The sequence below is a fragment of the Kolteria novifilia genome, from assembly GCA_007748055.1.
GTDB lineage: Bacteria > Planctomycetota > Planctomycetia > Kolteriales > Kolteriaceae > Kolteria > Kolteria novifilia.
Genome location: CP036279.1, coordinates 7,308,074 through 7,328,806, shown reverse-complemented (window position 1 = coordinate 7,328,806; position 20,733 = coordinate 7,308,074). Strand labels below are relative to the sequence as shown.

The window sequence follows — 20,733 nt, the reverse complement described above, 5'->3', positions numbered from 1 at the left end:
ACGCGGGGAAACTTGTCGACCACCCTTGCCCGCGACTTGCTCCCCTTGGCTGACTACGGGTAGCATCGAGCGGTTCCGGCGATCGCTCCCGCCCCCTACGCTCCACTAGACACAAGGTTCCGCCATGACGTTCGGGTTGATTCTTCTGCAAACGGCTCTCGTTCTCGCCACTCCGGAGTCGGTCGACTGGCCGCAATTCCGTGGGCCGAACGGCCAGGGGATCTCCTACGCGACCGAGCTACCCCTCGAGTTCTCCGACACCGAGAACGTGACCTGGAAGACGTCGCTGCCTGGGAAAGGCTGGTCCTCGCCGGTCATTGAGGGGGACCGAATCTGGATGACGACCGCGACCGACGAGGGGCGCTCGCTGCGGGCTCTGTGCGTCGATCGCGACTCGGGGAAGCTGCTTCACGATGTCGAGATCTACTCCCGCGAGGAGCCGCTCCCCGCGAACACGAAGAACAGCCACGCCTCGCCGACACCCATCGTGGAGGACGGCCACGTCTACGTCCACTTCGGCTCCGCGGGAACGGCTTGCCTCGATCGGGATGGCAAGATCCTTTGGAAGAAGGACGACCTGGTCATCGACCACAAGGAGGGGCCAGGAAGCTCGCCGGTGCTCCACGAAAACCTGCTGATCCTCAACTTCGACGGCCGGGACGAACAGTACGTCATCGCCCTCGACAAGCAAACCGGGCGAACCGTTTGGAAGACCGAACGGACGGGCGAGTTCCCGGAGAACACCGAGCAGCACAAGGCCTACTCGACCCCGCTGATCGTCGAGATCGACGGCAAGCCGCAGCTTGTCAGTCCCGGGGCCCAGCAAGTGGTGGCGTACGATCCCGCGACGGGCGAGGAGTTGTGGAAGGTCCGCTACAACGGTTTTTCCAACGTCCCCCGGCCGGTCTTCGCGGATGGAATGTTCTTTATCTCCACCGGGTATATGAAGCCGCAGTTGTGGGCGATTCGCGCGGGTGGTTCCGGCAACGTGACCGACTCCCACGTCGCGTGGAAAGTGACCCGCCAGGCCCCGGCCAACCCGTCCCCACTCGTCGTCGGCGACGAGGTCTACATGGTGAGCGACCGGGGGATCGCGACGTGCATGGACGCCAAGACGGGGGAGATTCATTGGCAGAAGCGGCTCGGGGGGAACTACTCCGCCTCGCCGCTGTTCGCGGATGGGCGGATCTACTTCAGCAGCGAGCAAGGGAAAGTGACCGTCATCAAACCGGGGACCGAGTACGAGGTGCTCGTGGTCAACGAACTTCCGGGCCGGCTCATGGCGTCACCCGCGGTGTCGGGGCACTCGCTCTATTTTCGGACCGACCAGGATCTCTACCGGTTCGACAAGTAAGCGTGACTCCTCTCGGCATGCCTACGGCGAAGCATGGGCATCGCACCCAAGAGACCGATCCGCAACGGACTGAGCGACCAGCACGCTAGCCGAGAAGGTGGACTTGCGAGCGCCCCTCGATCTCGGTGTCGTCGAGTCTCGAAACACTCGTGACGCCACGGCCACTGTTGGTGAGGCATATCGACTCGGCCCGCTTGAGTTGGTCCAGAGAGATGGCGCACTCAAGGATGTCGCCGCGCGCCTGCTCGAGAACCATTGCCCGCACTGTTCCCGGCAGAACGCCGCCGCGGATCGAGGGCGTGACCCATTCGCCGTCGATCGACGCGAAGAGGTTCGACGAGGTCGTCTCGAGGACGAGTCCGTCGGTGTCGAGCAACAGGGCCTCGTCGGCGCCGGCGGCCTGGGCCAAGCGATGGGAATGGATTCGCAGTCCGTAGTTGAAGGTCTTGTGCGCGGCGAAGGGATCCGTTCGCGAAACGAGGAAGGGACTTGTCCGCAAGACGATGCTTTCGGGACGTGGCGCCAGTGGGCGGGTGACCATCCAGAGCGAGCCTGGTCGGGAAGGCGATCCCGCCGACAGATTGAGTCGAACAACCACCTCTTCGGATGCGACTCGATCGACGAAGGCTCGGACGGTTTCCGCGTCGGGGACGCGCGCCGGGTCGACGGGCATGCCGAGCGATCGGGCGGAGCGAACGATTCGTTGCCGGTGAGCATCCCAGAGCCAAGGCCAACCGTTTCGAATCCGCGTCGTCTCGAAGAGCCCGTGTCCATAGAGCAGCCCCTCGTCACGAGGGTCGAGGTGGAATGTCGACGCGGGCACGATGTTTCCATCCACCCAGATCAGGGGATCGGCCTCCGCCCGCCCATCGGTCACTACTCCGGCTCTCCCAGCAGCATCTCCCGCATCCGGCGCCCCTTGGCGAGCGTTTCGCGGTACTCCGTCAGTGGGTCGCTATCGGCGACGATGCCGCCGCCGACGTGGTAGTGGACCTGTCCCCCTTCGACGATCATGGTGCGAATGGCGATGTTGAAATCGGCGCGGCCGTGGTTGCTGATGTAGCCGATCGCGCCGGTATAGACGCCCCGACGGCAGCGTTCGAGTTCGTCGATGATCTGCATCGCTCGGATCTTTGGAGCCCCGGTGATCGAGCCTCCCGGAAAGGCCGCGGCGATGAGGTCGACCAAGTCGGCATCGTCGCGAAGCTTGCCGGTGACGGTCGAGACCAAGTGGTGCACGTTGCTGAACGATTCGATCCGCGCATGTTGGTCGACCTTGATCGATCCGAACTGGCAGACGCGACCGAGATCGTTGCGTTCCAGGTCGACGATCATCGCCAGTTCGGCGTGGTCCTTGCGGCTGGTTGTGAGCTCGCGCCGGAGCAACAGGTCGTGAATCGGGTCCCGGCCACGCGGTCGCGTTCCCTTGATGGGGCGCGTCTCGACGTTGCGTTCCTCGACGAGGAGATAGCGTTCGGGGCTGGTGCTGATGACCGCCCAATCGTTGTGCCGTAGCAGGGCGCCGAAGGGTGCCGGGCTCCGCTCGACGGCTCGCTCGAAGAGGTGCTCGACGTGGCCGGTGAACGCCGCGGCGAAACGGTGGGCGAAGTTGGCTTGGAAGATGTCCCCGGCACGGATGTATTCCAGAATGCGCGCCACCGCCGCGCAGTACTCATCGGGAGTGAACTCGCTGGCGGGCGGATGTTGAACCATCGCCCCGCCAGTGTCGGAGTCCTCGACGGGGACTTCGGCGAGTTGGGTGAACGCGTCGAGTCGCCGCTTGCGCGCTTGTTCTCCTTCGCCGAAGGCGTCGGTCGCGATCACGCGAAGTTCCCCGGTGGTCCGATCGTAGATCGCGAAGGTGTCGTGGTAGGCGAGGTAGAGGTCCGGGGAGACGCCGTCGGCGGCGTGGCGTCTGGGGAGCTTTTCGAGTAGTGGGGCGAGGTCATAGCCGAGGTAGCCGATCCATCCGCCTTGGAAGATGAGGTCAGGAGAGCCGGCGGTTCGCGTTTGCCGCAGAAGCACGCGCAGCGCCTCGAGCGCGCCGAGGGACGATTCGGGTCTCGCGCCGGGCCAGGAGTCGGAGAGTCGCCACGAACTGCCCACGCCCTCAAAGACGGCGCGCGGCTTCATCGCGAAGAGACAGTAGCGTCCCAAGTCGCCAAATCCCGGTCCGCTCTTGAGGATCGCGGCATCCGCCTGCCTGGCGACCGAGCGGCTGATCTGCTCGGCGCTGAGCGGAAGGGCGAACCCACGGTCGTCGATCGTCTCGAAACTCTTGCCCAAACCGACACACCCCCGACTCGCACGGCGTCGCCCACGCGCCGCTCTCCCGTTTATCTTAGGCGGAGACCTCCCGCGACGGCCAGCGGGCCGTCCAATCCTTGATCTCCCCTCCCTTGCCAAGTGTCGGCCAGGCCAGCATTTCTTTCGCCTTCGCCAAACAACTGCGGAGTAGGCCAAGGTTCTTGATATTAGATGTGCTAATAGTATGGTCGTCGTCGAGGCCACATCGTGACCTTGATGGCTGATTGATTGACAACCGCGATCCGATGGGTTGACGACTCAGTTCTTCCGCGCTGAGCAATGGCGCTTCCTTCCAAATGTGTCCATTCATTCGCCACGACCGGCAATCGCCGATCGTGCTCGCCACCCCTGCGCGCCTGCGCAGGGACCGCTCGAGGTGTATCGTGCCCGCTCAATTACACGCATCCGTTCAGGTTTCGAGCAGTGGCAAACAACACGCCGATCACGCTCGAAATTCCCTCGAAGGGTTGCGCGTACTTCCATTCGAAGAGCTGTTCCCAAACGAGTTCATCGCTCAATGGACTTCATTCTCCTCCCTGGTCGAGATGCTCGCTGCAAGTCCCGTGGAGTTTCGAGACGGCGATCAAGTTGAACACTTGGCGTCCTCGGCTCAAGAGGCGTGGAAGTCGTTCGTCGTCGAATCGGCGCTTTTCTCGTCATGGCGAGAAATGGTGTCGCGGGCTGGACTCGAGTGGATAGAGCGTCGACTTCTCGGTGAGGAAGCGAGCAAAGCGTCAATCGACGAGTTCCCACCACACGTCATTTCCGAAACGGACTTTGAAGAAGAGGAAGAAAGCTCCTCAAGTGCTGACGAGCTTTCTTCGTCGGATGATGAGATCGAGAAGCCGAGGGAAGCAGCACCTGGCCCAGACTCTCTGGTCGAATCGGATCGATCTTCCGTCGACATGCCGGATCGGTCCGAAGCATCGGCACGCGTTGTCGTTGAGCGTGTCGATCCCGGCAAGCTTGAACACATCGATCTTCAGAAGATTCCAAACAAGCAGATCACGAAGCTGCTCTCGCTCGGGCACGTGCTCTATGTGTCTCGCCGAGGTGAGCCCGACGTCTATGTCTGGCCGCTCGGGAACCAGTCGTTGGTTGTCGCTCCTTACAGAGTGCGCGAAGGCCCTGGCGCGATCACAGAACCCTATCGGACTTACGCCTCTCCCTATATCGAGCGCGGTGTCACCTACACGACATACTGCCGTGTCGTTGGATCAGGTCCGTCCACGATCACTCCGCGAGTTCTCGCAGAGAGCCACTACTTCGTTCCGCGACTGCAAGGCTACCTGAACGACCGAGTCGACACGATCCGTTTCGGGGTGTCTCTCGTTCCCTTCGGTGCCGCGGCGATTGCCTTCGAGGAGGAAGGAATCACTTCGGTCGAAGGGTGGATCTCCGTTGGCGCGGATGTCGCCGGCTCGCTGACCTTCGGGGCGAGCAAGGCGCTCGTCCGCCTAAGCAGACTTCGAGCCATCAGCGCTCGGATGCGAGCCGCGGGACGATCCGAGAAAGCCATCGAGTCCGTGCTGAAAGGAGAACACTTAGTTCCAGCCGCTGGGCTAGGGCGAGCTCTCCACGCCCTCAAGACGGCCGGGTCGAGCAACATCCTCAATCTGGTCTTCTCCAGCAACATCGCTCTCAAGCAGGTCCAGATCACCGGCTTGGCTCTCCACGGCACCGAACTCGTCTTCGTGGGTAAGCAGTTTGCTGACGATATTGCCGAAGGTGATCGACAAAGCGCGATCGTCAATAGCGGCCAGCTCATCTTTCGCATCGTCGCGGGCGCGGGACTTCTCCGGCATGCCGCAAGCGCGAATCCTGACGTCGCGAAGGCGGGACAGAGAGTTGCCAACGAGGCGAAGGAGCTCACGAGAGACCTCATCAGGGATGAGGCGGGCTCGGTGCCGAACCCAAAGGGTAGAAGGGGCAGAGGCAACAAGAAGGTCGAGGCCAAGGGAAAGGCTTCGACAGGCAATGTTGGCAGAACCTGGACCCAGCAAAAGTATGATGAGTGGTATGAGGGACTGGAAACAAGGGATGCGATGGGACAGAAACAACCAGTGTCGAGAGCCTATCAGATCCGGAAGGCCGGGCCGAAGGAGCGACTCGTGAGGGGAGGTGGCACAAAGGTTTGGGTCGACGGCTTGGATGGAACGACGATCATCGAGGCGAAACACGTGAACAAGCCGAAAATCAGTCCATACATTCCGTATTCAGAGGCGTTTGAAATGGTGCGCGGCAAAGTGCTGGGGGGCACCGAGTCGGAACTGGTCCGCATGAAAGCCGCGATTCTCGACGAGTCGACGCCGCTCGTGAGGGTTGTCCTTAAAACCAACATCAACGAGGCGAAACCTGTGTTCGATCGTCTTTTTTCCGAGTTGGCAATCCCTGGGGAAGTCGTGGTAGAGCCTTAGCAGTCCGTCGATTTAAGCGGGCCAAGGCGCGAACGAGCCACATGGGTCAAGATCAAGGAGGAGAATCGCAGGCGAATCCGTAGATTCGTCGAGGTTTTCCAACGCCGAGTTTGGTCAAGAGAGCCGTTCGCAGCCGGCAGCGAATAGATCAACGGGCTGTTAGAAAGGATGAAGCGATGGGTAACAGTCTACTCGTCATGGCTAGTAACGGAGCTACATTTGATAGGCAGATTGTCTGGGATGTGCTTGCTCAGGATGCTTCGACGATTGCGATAGATCGGTCGGGGGAATTCGGAAGTATCACATGGACAACGAATGTAAGGGGGTGGAGTGAGTTCGGGCATCTCGACAAGAGCGAAGACTGCATCGGATTCGATACTCTTTTTGAGGAAAACATTGAACTAGCGGCGAAGATCCAGAAGGCCCATGGTGGCCTGCAACTCGAAGTGTTTGATCAAGCGATGTCGTTCTATGTGAAGTTCGAAGGGGAACTCACCGTCGCGGAGTGGGTGAAACAAATCCATCAGCAATGGGAGGAACTAGAGAAGGGTGTTCCAGAGGAAGACTCAAAGCGAGACCTGTCAGAAGAAGAGTGAGTTTGCGAGAGGCAGCCACGTCGTTCAACAAGTTCACCCCATTTGCAGGAATCCCAGCCATGCCTGATGCCGTCTTGGAAGTTCATTTCATCGATGAGGTCGAGTCACAACAGAGCGATGGGAACGTTCTCGAAGATCCCAGCCAAGCGTTGCTCGGGCAGGCCGTGAGCCTTGAGGAACTGGTTGGTTCTCTCGAGGGGAGAATGACGTCGCTCGAACAACTCGTGGAGTCCAACGAACGCCGCGCGGCCGCCTTCGAAGGTAGGGTCGCGGCCACGCTCAAGGACATCTACGCGAACCTGCAACATTTGAATACCAACGTTCAGTTGCTACGCGATGCGGTCTTGCAGCCGGTCAATCAGCGGCAACGCCGCGTCCGGGCGAGCATGGGCCCGTGAGGAGTCATCTAACGATCGTTGCGCGGATCATGGAGAATCTGGTCGAGGCGTGATGCCATGCGCTTGGCAACGTCGGGATTGTCGCGAATGACGTTGGTCGATTGCCGGGGATCCTTGGCGAGGTTGTAGAGCTGCTCCGCGGGGGCATCGGGTTTGATGCGACCGTCGGCGATGTCGCTGTTGACTTGACCGGTGAATGTGGTCGCGGCGGGGCCGCCCAGCGAGTGCTCTCCCACCCTCTTGGCTCGGAAGCCTCCTCCGCCCTGGGCGCCGATGTACATCCAGTCGCCTTGGCGCAGCGAGAGGTGAGTTGGCTCGGCGGGAGCGATGAGCAATTCGTCGCGGACCTTCGTCGTCGGATCTCCCTCGAGGACCGGTAGCAAGATGACGCTGTCGGGACCGTCGTCCTCGCCGAGTTTCTGCCCCGTCACCGCCGCGACCGTCGCCAGGAGGTCGACATTGCTGATCAGGGCGTTGGACTTGCTGTCCGGCTCGATGTGCCCCGGCCAGCGAGCGATGAAGGGCACTCGGTGCCCACCCTCCCATGCATCGAATTTGAACCCGAACAGGTCGGCGTTTAGCCGGTGACCACGTCGATAGGCCTCTTGGCCGCCGCGGTTGAGCATGCCGCCGTTGTCGCTGGTGAAGATGACGAATGTATTGTTGGCGACTCCATTCTCCTTGAGCGACGTCATGACCTGTCCGACGATCCAGTCGAGTTCGTGGATGAAGTCGCCGTAGGGGCCGGCGGAACTCGTTCCCTGGAATCGTTTGGCCGGCGTGAAGGGGTGGTGAATGTTCGTCGTTGCCAAGTAGAGGAAGAAGGGGGACTTCTTCATCGACTGTTCGCTGATCCATTCGGTCGCCTTGTTGGCGAGGATCGTACCGATCTTCTCGTCGTCGTAGGCGGCATGAGCCTTTTGGGCTCCTCCGATGGCGTTGAGGTGGAACTTCTCGTCGAAGGTCCTTGTCTCCGCTTTCTTCCCGTAGACGAAGGGATCGTCCGGGTTCCAGCCGACGACGCGGTCGTTGTCGATCAGCACGAACGGAGGATGGCTGTTGACGACGGGGACGCCGAAGTAGGTGTCGAAGCCGAGTTCGCGGGGGCCGGGTTGTAGCGGCGCGTTCCAGTCGGTGGGTGTCTTGTTTCCCCAGCCGAGATGCCACTTGCCGATGCACGCGGTCGCATAGCCGGCGTGCTTCGCGACGTCGGCGATCGTTGTTCGGTCGGTGTCGACGATCAGAGGCGATTTGATGAAGATCGCATTGGTTAGATTGTGTCGTCGGATGGGGTAGCGTCCCGTGAGCAGCGCGTAGCGGGAGGGAGTGCAGACGGCGGATGCGGAATGGGCGTCGGTGAAGAGTCGTCCTTGGCGGGCGAGCCGGTCGATGTTCGGCGTCTCGACATGCGTCGCGCCGTAGCAGCCTACATCCCCGTAGCCCACATCGTCGGCAAAGATGATGACGATGTTTGGTGGAGCTTTCGCTGGGGAAGCCAAAGCGTCGCTTGGTAGGCCGACATGCCATACGAACAAAGCGAATAGCAGCGCGAACGTCGGCGAAGGGTGAACGGTGAAGGATGATTGGTGGACTGATCGTGGCATGGTGGCTCTCGGGGGGGGAGTCGAGAAGCGATGCGTGACCGGAGTATGATGCCAATCATAGTCGAAAGGCGGCTGCAAACAAAGCTCAACCCCGCCTCAGGGCTTCGAAAGGCATATGGGAGACGGGATCGCCGAGAAACGATCCCGTCTCGTCGAGCGGTTGGCGTCGCCGAGGAGTGGGACCCGCGACGGGCTAGTCGGGGAGGATGAACTCGTGCTCGGGGTTGCGCACCGTCAGAACAGGACACGGGGCGGCGCGGACGACTCGCTCGGCGACCGAGCCCATCAGGAAATGCGCCAGCCCGCTGCGTCCGTGGGTGCCCAGGATGATCAAGTCGACCTCTTCCTGTTTGGCGTAGCGACAGATTTCGTGGAACGGCAATCCCTGGCGAACGACGTGCAGCAGATCGACGCTGTGTTCCCAGTCCTCGGGAATCGCCTTCTCCAGCCCCTCCTTCGCTCCCGCTTCGAGATTGCGAATCAGCTCGTCGGAGGGGAGGATCGCCATCCCCGGCTCGGCGACGGTCGGCATGATGTCCTGGACGACGTGAAGCAAGTGAAGCTGGGCGCCGAACTGCTGCGCCAACGTCAGTCCGTAGCGAAGCGAGTGCGTGGCGGCGTCACTGAAGTCGATGGGACAACAGATTCGCTTGAGTTCGATATGCATCGATCGGCCCCCCAATGTGGACGACTGGACGTTTCCGGAAAACACCTGGCGGGGTCTCCCCCCAATGTCGTCATAGGGAGCTGATCGAGTTCGGCGACCGCCGCGCGGGCGGGGGGATGTTATTTTCCCGTGATCGAGTGGAAACGCTCCAGCAGGTCGCGGAAGACGGGGCCCGGCTTGCCGTTGCCGATCGTGCGCCCATCGAGGCGGACGACCGGGATGACTTCCGCGGCGGTTCCGGTCAGGAAGCACTCGTCGGCGGTCAGCAAGTCGTGACGGGTCATCGCGCGGACGTCGACCGGGTAGCCGGCCTCGACCGCCAAGTCGAGCACCGCGTTGCGGGTGATGCCTTCGAGTATCCCCGCGTCGAGCGGCGGGGTGAGAATTGTTCGGTCGTGTACCGCGAAGATGTTGTCCCCGGTACACTCGGCGACCTCGCCCTTGTGGTTGAGCATCAGCGCCTCGACGCAGCCGGCCCGCGCTCCCTCGATCTTCGCGAGGATGTTGTTGAGGTAGTTGAGCGACTTGATGCGTGGGTCGATCGCGTTGGGATGGTTGCGGATCGTCGCGGCGGTGACGATGTCGAGGCCCGAGTCGTACAGCTCCTTCGGATAGAGCTGAATGTGATCGGTGATGATGATCACTTGCGGGTGGGAGGTCCGGTTGATGTCGAGTCCGAGCGACCCGGCTCCGCGGGTGATGATGACGCGGATGTACGCGTCGCTGAGCTTGTTCGCGGCAAGCGTTTCGTGGATGGCGTCGGCCATCTCGGCCTGATTGATCGGGATCTCAAGGTGGATCGCCCGGGCCGACTGGTAGAGACGCTCGATGTGCTGTTGTAGTTGGAAAACCTTGCCCGCGTAGCTCCGGATACCCTCGAAAACGCCGTCACCATAGAGCAACCCATGGTCGAAAACGCTGATCTTGGCGTCTTCCTTGGCACATAGTTTTCCGGAGATGTAAACGAACTCGGACATGGAGGCTTCTCACTTCGCGTCGGGTCGTCCATCCCATTGACGGAACCTACCCATGGAAAATATCTTGCGGGGCGAGCGCACGGGAGTCAAGGTGCGCCTCGGCAGTGGGTCATATGCGGTGCGTTCGGATCTCTGTCGGTCACCGCCTCAGGAGGCTCCTTCTCGTCCAAGACTCGAGCGGTCGCCGGGGCTCGTTCACGATAGAGGGCATCAAGTCGCGAGGGGCGAAGTCCCGATCCTCTTAGGGGACAATTGTCCAACGCGGTGGGTTCGTTTTCTTCCGGTGTTAGCGGATGAAGGCCCGCGACGCGTATCAGTTTTATGGGTCGCCGCTGTCGCAGGGGCTATCCGCCCCCCCGAGGCGAATCGCAATGGGGGCGATCTTCTGGCGTCCCGCCATAAGTGCGGTAAGATAGAATACTTGCAGTCTCCGGGGGATCACCCCGCAACACCTCGCGAGTGGAGGCGAAGTCGCCCCGCGCGGGCTTGGGCACATCGCGGAACAAGGAACGCGTCGCCTCTCGAGGCCGACTCGAGCTCGACGGGTTCCGATCAACAAGGGTAGGGATATGCCGAGAAAACGGGGCAGAGGAAGTAGTCAGAGCCCATGGCCACTGATCACCTTTAGCGTCCTGACCTGTCTAACGGCGATTTTCGCGGTCTTCGCGTACACCAGCTACGAAGCCGTCGACCGTTACACGCAAACCGCGGAAGCGGCCAACAAACGCAAGAGCCAACTCGACAACGAGAAGCGTCAGTTCGAGCAGAGCTACCGCGAATTGGCCGAGCGATCCTTCGGCAGTTCCGCCGCGGATGACCACTCGAAGCTGATCACACAAGTCGACGCCTCTTTGCGGTCGAAGCTGGCCGAGCCGCGACTTTCCCGGATGAAGAACTACGCGAACTTCTCCAGCGGGCATGAGTTCCTGCACGACGAGCTCCGCGACGCCGACCGACGGTCGATGACGCTCGAGTCCCAAGTCGCGAGCCTCAACAGCGAGCTCGACACCGCGCGGCGTCAGTACGAGAACGATCTCACCACAGTCACTGACGCGGTCAACGAGAAGCAGCAGGAGCTCGAACAGCAAGTCGCCGGCCTCGACGAGATCATCAAACGCAAAGAGCAGAAGATCGGCGAGGTCACCCAAGAGTACGGACGTCGCGACGACGAGAACCGTCAGGAGAAGCGCGACCGGGCCAGCTATCGGCGCAACCAGGAAAACGAGATCAAGGAAACGATCAGCCAGATCGACTCGCTGCAACGCGACGCGGTGCGCTTGGCGGCGAAGAAGTTCGAGATCGAAGATGGCGAGATTGTCGAACTCGTCGACGGCGGCGAAGGCGCCCTGATCAACATCGGCCGCCAGGACGGGTTGCGGGAAGGGGTGACCTTCAGCATCTACGACTCTTTGACGGGGGCCGACTACGACAAACTGCCCAAGGGCTACTTCGAGGTCGTTCGCATCGACGGCGCTCGCAAGGCCTACGGCCGGCTCTCCAAGACGTCGATCGGCGATCCGGTTGTGCCGGGCGATCTGCTCTTCAACCCGATTTGGTCGCCGGGCGGTTCCCAGAGCGTCGCATATGTCGGCGAGATTCTCTTGGACAAGGACAGCCAGCACGACAACGAGGCCTTCGAGCGACTCATCAAACTCAATGGCGGCGAGATCGCCTCGAAAGTCGACATGCTCTCGGGCGCCGTCGAGGGAGAGATCGGTCCGACCACCGGTTGGTTGGTGCTCGGCTCAATCCCCGAGGCCAACACCTCCGAACACGTCTCCGACAAGGATCAGAAGCGGGCGGTGCTGATTTCGGCCAAGAGCAAGATGCAAGCGGAGGCCCGGGCGGCGGGCGTTCGCGAGATCGACTATCGCAACTTCCTCACGTACATGGGCTTCGACTCCCCGCCGCTGCGGGTGAAGTCGGGCGACGAGAACCTGCAGTTCTTCGGCAAGCCCCGCGAGCGGCTGGCTCCCAAGGGGGCGAGCACGACCGACTACTAACGGTCTGTCGGTGCAAGCGGGCGGCGAGAGAAACACAACGTCGAGAGGCGACGGGAAGAGTCTTCCCCGGAAGGAGAGTTTCATGGCGGGACGGAACGAAACGGTGCCGACGTGGATCAACGTGGTCATGGCGTTGTTCATGATCGCCTTGGGCGCCGTCGGATACTCCTATTTCGCCGAGGTCAAGCCGAAGTATCAACAGGCCGAGGATGCCAAATCGAAGGCCGACCAGGCCGACGAGGAAATGGCTCAAGCCAAGCAGCGCTACCTCGAACTCCGTGGCAAGGTCGTCGGCGTCGACAGCGCCGCCACCCACGACGTGGTCCGCGACATGGTCGACGCCCGACTCGACGCCAGTGGTGGCTTGCTCAACGCTCGGGCCAGTGGCAATCCCTCCGCGACCAGCCCTCCGGCCGACAAGACCTTCAAGCGGTTTATCGACTACCTCCACTCGGAACTTGCCGCCGCCGACGCCAAGATCAAGCAACTCGAAGAGGATAAACTCAAGCTCGAGAACGATCTCAAGGGGATCAAGGGGCAGTATCAACAGAAGATCACCGCCGCCCGGTCCAAGCAGTCGCAACTCGATCAACAGCTCGCCGCGAAGACCAAGGAACTGCAAGACGCCCTTCGCAACAAGGACGGCGAACTGGTCGACATCACGCAGCGGCTCACCGACATCCGCCGCGAGCTGACCAAGAGTAAGCGTATGCGGAGCGACGAGAAGTACGAACTCGACAGTCGGCTTCAGTCACTCGTCGAGAACCACGACAACATCAAGGCCCTCAAGGAACAAGCCGGCGAGATCGAATTCGTCAACAAGCTTGGCGAGGTCGTCTCCGTCAGCGACGGTGGTCGGATCGCCTTTATCGACTTGGGAAGCGACGACAGCGTTCGCACCGGCGACGTCTTCGGTGTCTACGGCATCGAGAACGGCAATCGCCAGCACCTGCCCAAGACGCTCCTGGAGGTCGTTCGCCTCGAGGGCTCCCACCTCGCCCGCGCGATCATCTCGGAGAATCCCGTCGGATCGCCCGTCCTGCCCGGCGACGCTCTCTATCGTCCGGCTTGGAAGCCGGGACAGAAGGAGGGGATCGCGCTGGTCGGCATCGTCTCGCTCGATGGCGACGCGAAGCCCGACAACGACGCGTTCCGTCAACTGGTCGAAAGCCACAACGGACGCATCGACGCCGAGTTCGACTTGGTCAAGGGACGGACGATTGGTCGACTCACGACCGGCACCAAGTGGCTCGTGATCGGCGACGAACCGACCGAGGCTCAAGCCAAGGCCGCCGGGCTGCGTCCCGAAGTGGTCGACGCGATGAACAAGGCATTCACCACGCTTCGCGACGACGCTCGCGACCACGGCGTTCGGCTCATCAACGCCCGCAACTACGTCGCGTACCTCAAGAGCGACGATCGCTAATGTAGTCCCTTCTCTCGGTTCGGGTGCCACTGGCTGCTTGTCAGCCAGTGGTGATGGTTGAGAGCATCGCCAGCGCTCGGATCAAGCCGAGTCCAGACGCCAATGGACAACTCGACGCGACGTATCGGGCATCAACACTCCCCTCTCCCCGTAGGGGAGTTAGCCTCTTGTTCCCCTCTCCCCGTGGGAGAGTTAGCCTCTTGTTCCCCTCTCCCCGTGGGAGAGCGAGCCTCTTGTTCCCCTCTCCCCTTGGGAGAGGAAGCCTCTTGTTCCCCTCTCCCCGTGGGAGAGGAAGCCTCTTGTTCCCCTCTCCCCGTGGGAGAGGGGTTAGGGGTGAGGGGGTTCTTCCGAGTGAGGTGGTTCTCCCTCACCGAATCGCTCGAACCGTCGATGTCGCGCTTCCCCTCGCCCGGCTCACTCCGCTCGCCGACTTCTCCCCGAGGAGAGGTTGCAACAACGTGACGTCTCGCCGTGTTATGAGCACGAAGCCCTGCCCCGTGGCCGATCCGCTTCACCTCGTCAACGTCGGAGGGAGTCTCTTTAAGACTCCCTCGTTCCCCAGACTCATCATCGAATGGCTAAGCCGACGGCGCGACGAGCGATTGCTCCTCGTGCCCGGCGGTGGTGAACTCGCCAATCACCTTCGTAACCTTTCCCAGTCCTGGTCGACGAAACAGTCCTCGGCCCATTGGGCCGCGATCGATGTCATGAGCGCCCACACTCGCATGCTCGCCGATCTACTCGACCGTCATCGAGACACGATCGGTCGCGCGCATCGTGTGTTGGATCCCGGCCCCCTCCTCCGCATCGATGCGGGCCGGACCCTTCCGATGAACTGGGAGGTCACCAGCGACAGCATCGCGGCTTGGCTCGCCCTCCAGATGAACGCCGTCGAACTGCTGCTGCTCAAATCGGTCGGTGGGAGCGAACCGCTGAAGATCGCGGACGCGGTGTCGCGCGGCTGGGTCGATCCGGTCTTCCCGGCGGTGGCCTCTCGGCTGACGGTGAGCTGGGTCAATCTCCTCGAGGGGCGGACCGCGCCGCTCCTCATGGAGCACGCCGCCCCGGAAGGGGCTCCGGAGGCAAACGGTAGAGTCGACTGAGCCAAACGCCGTCGAGGGACGACTCCGCCTCAAGCGTCCCGTGTTCCATGACCCAATGCGGGATCGGATCGATGAGATAGCCGTCGCGACGAAAGAGGATCGCCCAGCCGCAGCCGTTGGCGGCGCCGAGATGAGCGGGGACGACGTTCTGCTTGCTTTGCCGCATCGCATGGTTGGGCAGCGCCACGGCATGGCCATCGTGCAGCGTCGGCACGAGGATCGCGCATGCCTCCTCGGGCATCGTCGCGGCCACCTTGTTCAAAAACGCGGGCGTCAACGAGTCGCCCCAATAGGTCGTCTCGAGACCGAGCCGTTCCGCTCCCCGAAGTCCGCCCACCGCCAAGTTGTAGTAGCTCAGCCAATAGGGGCGGTCGTGAACGATCCCGTAGGCCTGGGAAAGCGCGAGCAGCACCATCAGACTCGCGGCCCACTTGAGGCCCAAGCGCGGCCGCAGCCAAGCGACGAGATCGGCCGCTCCCAAACCGATGATGATTCCCCACAGCGGGAAGATGAAGAGAAAGAGTCGCTCCCCGTCATAGCGTTCGATCGGCAGCGTGAAGACGAGCAAGGGGAGTAGCCAAGCACTAAGGACGAGGGCGGCGCCGAGTCGTTCCCCATTCGCGCTTGCTGCCGGAGTTCGCCCCATCATGCGGATCGCTCGCGGTAGACCCAGCCCAAGACCGAGCAGTTGCAGGCCGATGGGGACCGTCACCAGGAAGTAGGTCCAGACGAAGTGCCACGGCACCGCGGACTTCGGGTGCGGAAACTGACGCCCGCCATACCAAACGTACACCGTCGCTCGATCGAACGCGACCCGCAGAAACTCGACCACGCGGGCCAGCGAGCCTGCCAGGCCGGAGGGATACCCCGGGAAGTTGAAGGGCCACAACCAGGGCCAAGCGACGAAGACGACCAGCAGGCCGGTCGCTCCCCAGATCACGAGCGGCAAGAGTGCTCGCCAGCGAAGGACCGCCAGAGCCGCGATGCCGACCGACGCGGGGAGAAGAATGCACGTCAGTTTGGTCAGTAGCGCGAGGCCGAGCACGCCGCCCGCCAAGACGCAACGCCACCAACAGCGCTTGGTCCCTGCCTGTTCCTCGACCGCCAAGGGGCCGATCGCCCAGCCGATCGAGACGAGAGCCGCCAAGTAGAACGCGGCGCTGATCACTTCCGGGCTGGCGAAATGGGCTTGCCCGAAGAGACGCGGCATCAAGAGCGTCGCGATTCCCGCCGACCAGCCCGCGGCCGGACCACGCAGCGACCAGGCGAACCGAGTGACCAGGAATAGGAGCAGGCCATACATCAGCGCCGAGGCCCAACGCGACTGAAACGGGTCGACGAAGCGCGTGTCTCGGGGCGAGGGATCGGTCAGCCCGTTGGCCAGGCCCAGGGCGAGTCGAGTCAGCGGCGGGTGATCGTGGGCCGATTTCCAAATGAACCAAACCCGCTCCGCGAGCGTGCCGCCGGGAGCGGTGAGGGTGCTGACGATGAGTTTGCCGTGATGGGCGTTGATCGGTTCGTCGATCGTCAGCCCCGGCTCGCCGAGTGTCGCGATCACCAGCAGGAAGCCGACAAATCCCACGAGCCCGGCCGCGGCGAACGATTGGTGACGCAGAATCGACAAGAGATCACTTTCCCCAGCGGACACAGGTCATGTCGAGCCTTCCATCATCGTATCCGACTTCGCGCCCGAGGGCAGAACGCGACGACGAACAACCAGTGTCTTGATTGGTTGGTTCATTGCCCAAGAAACTCTCGGGTGCCATGCCCACGCTTGCCGTGGGCATGCGGGAGACGCTTGCCGTGGGCATGCGGGAGACGCTTGTCGTGGGCATGCGGGAGACGCCCGTGATTGGGCAATCTTCCGCACGGTATGAGGGCCGAGACTTCATGAAACGAACCTGCCAGTCAGGCCACTGGGCCAACGTCTCGGGTCGTGCCGGATGTGTTGGCTGTAGAAGCGCGTCGTCGGAATACCCGCCGAAAGAGAAAGATGCCCATGTTGCCTATTCGCCCTGTTTTGTGGGATGATGAGAACTCAAGTCAAGGGATGGCGACGAACCGCGCCGCAACCAAAATCCATGCTCGGATGAGACACGATGCGAAGAGAACTATCAGGAAAGCGAGTCTTGATCACGGGGGCGTCGAGCGGCATCGGACGCGGATTGACGCTTGAAGCCGCCGCCCGCGGGGCCCAAGTCCTGGCGACGGCCCGCAATGAGGAACGTCTCCACGAAGTCGTCGAGGAAGCCCGCGCCGCCGGCGGAACGATCGAATCGGTGCTCGGCGATGTGACCGAAGCGATCGACCGGGATCGAATCGTACAATTCGCCGAACAAAACTTCGGTGGCCTGGATCTGCTGGTCAACAATGCGGGGATCGGCGCGACCGGGCACTTCCAATACGCGGGCCCGGAGCGGCTTCGCAAAATCATGGAAGTCAACTTCTTCGGTCCGTGCGAACTGACCCGCTTGGCGATTCCGCTACTCAAGGAAGGCAACGACCCGGCGATCGTCATGATCAACTCGGTGGCCGGCCGTCGGGCGATTCCGTCTCGATCGGAATACTCGGCGAGCAAGTTCGCCCTGATGGGCTTCACCGAGGCCCTGCGTGCGGAAATGGCGAAGGACGATGTCGAGGTGCTGGCGGTGTCGCCGGGCCTGACCGAGAGCAACTTCGAGCAAAACATGCTGGAAAACTCGGCCCGTCACTCGCTGCACGCCCAGCGGTCGATGAGTTCCGGCGAGGCCGCCAAGCTGATCTGGAACGCGATCGAGAACCGTCGCAAGGAATCGACGTTGACGCTTCGCGGCAAGATGCTGGTGACCGTTAGCCGCTTCCTTCCACGCTTCGTCGATCGGAAAATGGCGCAGTTTGTTCGAAAACTGTATCAGAACGAAGGCGTTGCGAAGCAATCGTGACGAGAAACGGTCCATTTTGGATCGAAATCGAGACAAATTCGGCGGACTTCGGCGCCTCCTCGCCCAGCGGGGAGGCGTTGAGTCTTTTCTTGACCCCGAAGCGAGCGGCCTCAGTTCTCCCTACTAACCATGGAAAGCGTCGACGGGCCCGACTACCATGGGAACGGGTCGAGATTCATCCCCGCGAGTCGGTTCTCGCCCGCGATGGCCGCCCGGCCGTCGACTCCCCGATGCAAGGCCGAGCACAACCCACAGCCCAGGGAGACGCTTCGTATGTTGAACGTCGAGGACCCGATGAAGACGCCCCACGAGGCGGCGAGCCGCTTCATGAGAGCCGTCTTGATCGGATCGGTCGGGTTGGGGGCGATCGCCGTCTGGGCCATCAACTTCGAACCGGTCGTCAACGGGGACATCGTGCGGGCGCCCTTTCTGACGATCTTCCGCATCGTCATTTGCGACGCAATTCCGCTCGCGGCCCTCGTCTACATCTACCGGTCGATCGGCAAGAACGAGGGCATTGAGGACACGCTTCGCGGCATGCTCGCCTCAATGATGCGCCCCATCATGGGACAAGCGGCCAATCGCCTGATCCGCGAGGAACCGACCGAGCTGATCTAGCAGTCCGTTGACTTAAGCGGGCAGCGAATAGACCAACGGGCTGACCTAGGCTCCTGCTTCCTCTAGGCCGACTTTGGCGCCGCGAGACCCAATCTCCCGCGAGGATCGGCGAATAAGCTCCTTGAGCACGCCCCACGGGCGGCGACCGGAACCGACGGGGATCAGGGGGCCCGAGCCATGCAGCACGACATCGAGCAACTTCGCAACACCTCCACACCCGAGGAAGACGCCTCCGCGCGAGCCAAACGTCGTCGGCGCCGGCAACGTCGGGTGGTCGGCATCATCCTGGGCGGGACGTTTCTCGGATTCCTGGCGATCTGGTTCGGGTCCAAACCCGCCGTCCCCACGGGGCCAATTCGGCTCGAACGCGGCGCCGACGGCGAACTCGTCGCCAACGAGGGGATGCCCAAAGCCTCCGGGCTCGCGGTCCACGCCGGCAAGCTCCAAGCGAACAACACCTTCTCGTCGACCTCGTCGGAGTCACGAAGTAGCCCCAGTTTCTTCACCAGTCGCCGGCTCATGTTCTTGAATCTGTCCGGACATCCTCTTTCCGAACGAGTCGGCGCGGAACTCCTCGAGCAGATCCAGTCCTGGAAGGACGTCGATCAAGTCGACTATCTCCCCAAGGGCTTCGCCCCCGATTCAGGAATGCTTGCTCCCGACTACATCATCGCACTCGACCTGCGGAGTGTCGACGAGTCGGGTACTCCCCTGGCCCGCTCGCTCGAGGCAACCATCCGCATCGAGGCCGGCAACACCCTCTCGCGGTCACGCTCGACGATGATCGACCACCTGACACCGCCAATTGTCCAATCGCGTTTCGAAGGGGAGATTCGCCACCGATCGACTCTCCAGGGGATCGAGTCCCCCGCCTCGCGCTACAAGCTGGCTAGCGAGAACATCGCCGAGCAGATCGCCGAGCGCCTGCGAAAGAAGATCGACGACTTGCGCGAGAAGAACGGACCGCTGCCGGAGTTGCCCGACGACTTTCGCCCACCCTATGGAAAGGTGCCGGAGTTCGCGTTTCTCGATCGGCTCGGGGCGAGGGAAGTCGTTTCGTTCCACGGATTCATGAACCACAACGAGACGCTCTGGAGCTTCAAGACCGACCTGCCGCCGGACGAAATCCTGCCGCCGATCGCCGAGGAACTCCAGGCGTTGGGCTGGCGAAAACCGAACATGTCGACGAAACCCGAGAACATCATTCAACTGCGGACGACCAAGGGGCCGACGGTGATTCAGGTCTACCGTCACGATGATCGTCATTTCGGCAACGTTGAGCGTTCCGGCAAATCCAGGCCCGACGACAAGCCGACCCCATCGCTCTACCACGTTCACTACGTCGATCGCATGAGTGGCGAGGAGATCAAGGCGGCCGTCGCCAATCTTCTCGAGGAAGGGGGAAGTCTCGAGAGCATCCTCGCGTTCCACCGGCACCTTGAGAAAGAGACCGCCCGCAAGGTTCGTGACATGCTGATGGCGGCGGAAGGGAAGTCGGCGGCGCGGTGGCTACAGCTCGCGAAACTCGAGGACCGCTTCGGGACCAAGGAGGCTTCACTCGAGGCCCTGCGTACCGCGAACCTCTTGCGGCAGGTCGATCCCGACGCCAGCGACCTCAAGTCCTCGATCAAGAGTCTCGCGAAGAGGCTGGGCCACGAAAAGCTCATCGACGAACGTCCTACCTCCGAGGAGGTGGCCAAACTAGGACTGATCGAACTCGACCCCGAGCGGACGTACGGCCCCATCCCCTTCCCCGAGGGAGAAACGCTTCGCTTCTTTGGCGTCGACACGAACGGGGAACTCACGATTGTCAGTTGGGACATCGCCCCCGACGGCCGCATTCGTGTTGTCGAAAGTCGAGACGGCGGCCGGAGCCGCTCCTGGGCAACCGGGGTTGGATCGCACATGACCCGGCTCAAGGGTCGTGCCCGCGTTACCTTCAACGTTGAGGACCGTGACAAGGATCGTCCCGCGAATCTCCGTGTCGAGCTCAAACCGACGGTCGCGCAGAAGAAAGTGCCGAAGAGCGTAGAGGCCGCGTCGACCGCGGAAGTCCCGTAGGCTGGGCCTCCACCCACCATGGAGTGATCAACGGCAACGCGATGACCAATTGCCTTCAACGGCAACGCCGCAATTCGATCGACTTCAACATCGAGGCCGTAGTCCGACCGCATTCAACGGCACCACCGTCGTCCCACGCTCTTCAACGGCAACGCCGTTGTACAGCACAGCCCAGCGTCGCGCAGCGCACGCTGGGTAGGGGAATCCGCGCTCCCACAAACCCCGAAGCGGGTTTGACAAATGGTGGTGTTGCCGGTCGACCTTTCGCCGACGGTGCCGCC

16 protein-coding genes are annotated in these 20,733 nt (G+C 62.0%); 10 read left to right on the top strand and 6 right to left on the bottom strand.

Translation table 11 applies throughout. The annotated features are described in order from the left end of the window. Positions 1-124: 124 nt before the first annotated feature. On the top strand, positions 125-1,354 hold the full coding sequence (locus Pan216_RS26865; RefSeq protein ID WP_145263128.1) for a PQQ-binding-like beta-propeller repeat protein: 1,230 nt from the start codon (positions 125-127) through the stop codon (positions 1,352-1,354). An 85-nt stretch (positions 1,355-1,439) separates the two neighbouring features. Here the strand turns inward: Pan216_RS26865 and Pan216_RS26860 are convergent, their stop codons facing one another. Both Pan216_RS26860 and pabB read right to left on the bottom strand, forming a co-directional pair. After that, positions 1,440-2,177 (bottom strand): aminotransferase class IV, encoded by a 738-nt coding sequence (locus Pan216_RS26860; protein ID WP_419193045.1) that lies wholly within the window; start codon positions 2,175-2,177, stop codon positions 1,440-1,442. Positions 2,178-2,230: 53 nt separating this feature from the next. Continuing rightward, positions 2,231-3,640, bottom strand: a complete 1,410-nt coding sequence (gene pabB, locus Pan216_RS26855) for an aminodeoxychorismate synthase component I (RefSeq protein ID WP_419193044.1) — start codon at positions 3,638-3,640, stop codon at positions 2,231-2,233. Between the two features lie 1,115 nt (positions 3,641-4,755). Here pabB and Pan216_RS26850 point away from each other — a divergent pair. The 3 genes from Pan216_RS26850 (at position 4,756) to Pan216_RS26840 (ending at position 7,072) form a co-directional block, all read left to right on the top strand. Beyond that, the gene (locus tag Pan216_RS26850) at positions 4,756-6,078 is read left to right on the top strand and encodes a restriction endonuclease fold toxin-2 domain-containing protein (protein ID WP_145263121.1); all 1,323 of its coding nucleotides are present in this window, start codon (positions 4,756-4,758) and stop codon (positions 6,076-6,078) included. 176 nt (positions 6,079-6,254) lie between these two features. Beyond that, positions 6,255-6,674 carry a hypothetical protein gene (locus Pan216_RS26845; protein ID WP_145263119.1) on the top strand — a complete coding sequence of 140 codons (420 nt, stop codon included), beginning with the start codon at positions 6,255-6,257 and terminating at the stop codon, positions 6,672-6,674. A gap of 59 nt (positions 6,675-6,733) precedes the next feature. Then, complete coding sequence (locus tag Pan216_RS26840) at positions 6,734-7,072, top strand: hypothetical protein (protein ID WP_145263117.1); 339 nt, start codon at positions 6,734-6,736, stop codon at positions 7,070-7,072. A gap of 8 nt (positions 7,073-7,080) precedes the next feature. Here the strand turns inward: Pan216_RS26840 and Pan216_RS26835 are convergent, their stop codons facing one another. The 3 genes from Pan216_RS26835 to ilvE form a co-directional block, all read right to left on the bottom strand. Next, the gene (locus Pan216_RS26835; RefSeq protein WP_145263115.1) at positions 7,081-8,676 is read right to left on the bottom strand and encodes a sulfatase family protein; all 1,596 of its coding nucleotides are present in this window, start codon (positions 8,674-8,676) and stop codon (positions 7,081-7,083) included. Between the two features lie 193 nt (positions 8,677-8,869). Further along, complete coding sequence (locus Pan216_RS26830) at positions 8,870-9,343, bottom strand: universal stress protein (protein WP_145263113.1); 474 nt, start codon at positions 9,341-9,343, stop codon at positions 8,870-8,872. A 119-nt stretch (positions 9,344-9,462) separates the two neighbouring features. Further along, positions 9,463-10,320, bottom strand: a complete 858-nt coding sequence (gene ilvE / locus Pan216_RS26825; RefSeq protein ID WP_145263111.1) for a branched-chain-amino-acid transaminase — start codon at positions 10,318-10,320, stop codon at positions 9,463-9,465. A gap of 569 nt (positions 10,321-10,889) precedes the next feature. On the opposite strand from ilvE, the gene Pan216_RS26820 reads away from it, so the two are divergent. The 3 genes from Pan216_RS26820 to Pan216_RS26810 all read left to right on the top strand — a co-directional run bounded on the left by Pan216_RS26820 (position 10,890) and on the right by Pan216_RS26810 (position 14,852). After that, positions 10,890-12,323: a hypothetical protein gene (locus Pan216_RS26820; RefSeq protein WP_145263109.1), complete on the top strand. Its 1,434-nt coding sequence runs from the start codon at positions 10,890-10,892 to the stop codon at positions 12,321-12,323. 82 nt (positions 12,324-12,405) lie between these two features. Then, positions 12,406-13,749, top strand: a complete 1,344-nt coding sequence (locus tag Pan216_RS26815) for a hypothetical protein (RefSeq protein WP_145263107.1) — start codon at positions 12,406-12,408, stop codon at positions 13,747-13,749. Positions 13,750-14,246: 497 nt separating this feature from the next. After that, the gene (locus Pan216_RS26810; protein WP_145263105.1) at positions 14,247-14,852 is read left to right on the top strand and encodes a hypothetical protein; all 606 of its coding nucleotides are present in this window, start codon (positions 14,247-14,249) and stop codon (positions 14,850-14,852) included. On the opposite strand, the gene Pan216_RS26805 is transcribed toward Pan216_RS26810, so the two are convergent. Beyond that, on the bottom strand, positions 14,797-16,476 hold the full coding sequence (locus Pan216_RS26805) for an ArnT family glycosyltransferase (RefSeq protein ID WP_145263103.1): 1,680 nt from the start codon (positions 16,474-16,476) through the stop codon (positions 14,797-14,799). The two genes, Pan216_RS26810 and Pan216_RS26805, sit on opposite strands and share 56 nt — an antisense overlap. A gap of 475 nt (positions 16,477-16,951) precedes the next feature. Between Pan216_RS26805 and Pan216_RS26800 the strand changes: the two genes are divergently transcribed. The 3 genes from Pan216_RS26800 to Pan216_RS26790 all read left to right on the top strand — a co-directional run bounded on the left by Pan216_RS26800 (position 16,952) and on the right by Pan216_RS26790 (position 20,452). Continuing rightward, the gene (locus Pan216_RS26800; protein ID WP_145263101.1) at positions 16,952-17,773 is read left to right on the top strand and encodes an SDR family oxidoreductase; all 822 of its coding nucleotides are present in this window, start codon (positions 16,952-16,954) and stop codon (positions 17,771-17,773) included. 273 nt (positions 17,774-18,046) lie between these two features. Continuing rightward, positions 18,047-18,391, top strand: a complete 345-nt coding sequence (locus Pan216_RS26795; RefSeq protein ID WP_145263099.1) for a hypothetical protein — start codon at positions 18,047-18,049, stop codon at positions 18,389-18,391. A gap of 177 nt (positions 18,392-18,568) precedes the next feature. Continuing rightward, positions 18,569-20,452 (top strand): hypothetical protein, encoded by a 1,884-nt coding sequence (locus Pan216_RS26790; protein WP_145263097.1) that lies wholly within the window; start codon positions 18,569-18,571, stop codon positions 20,450-20,452. The last annotated feature ends 281 nt before the right edge of the window (positions 20,453-20,733 follow it).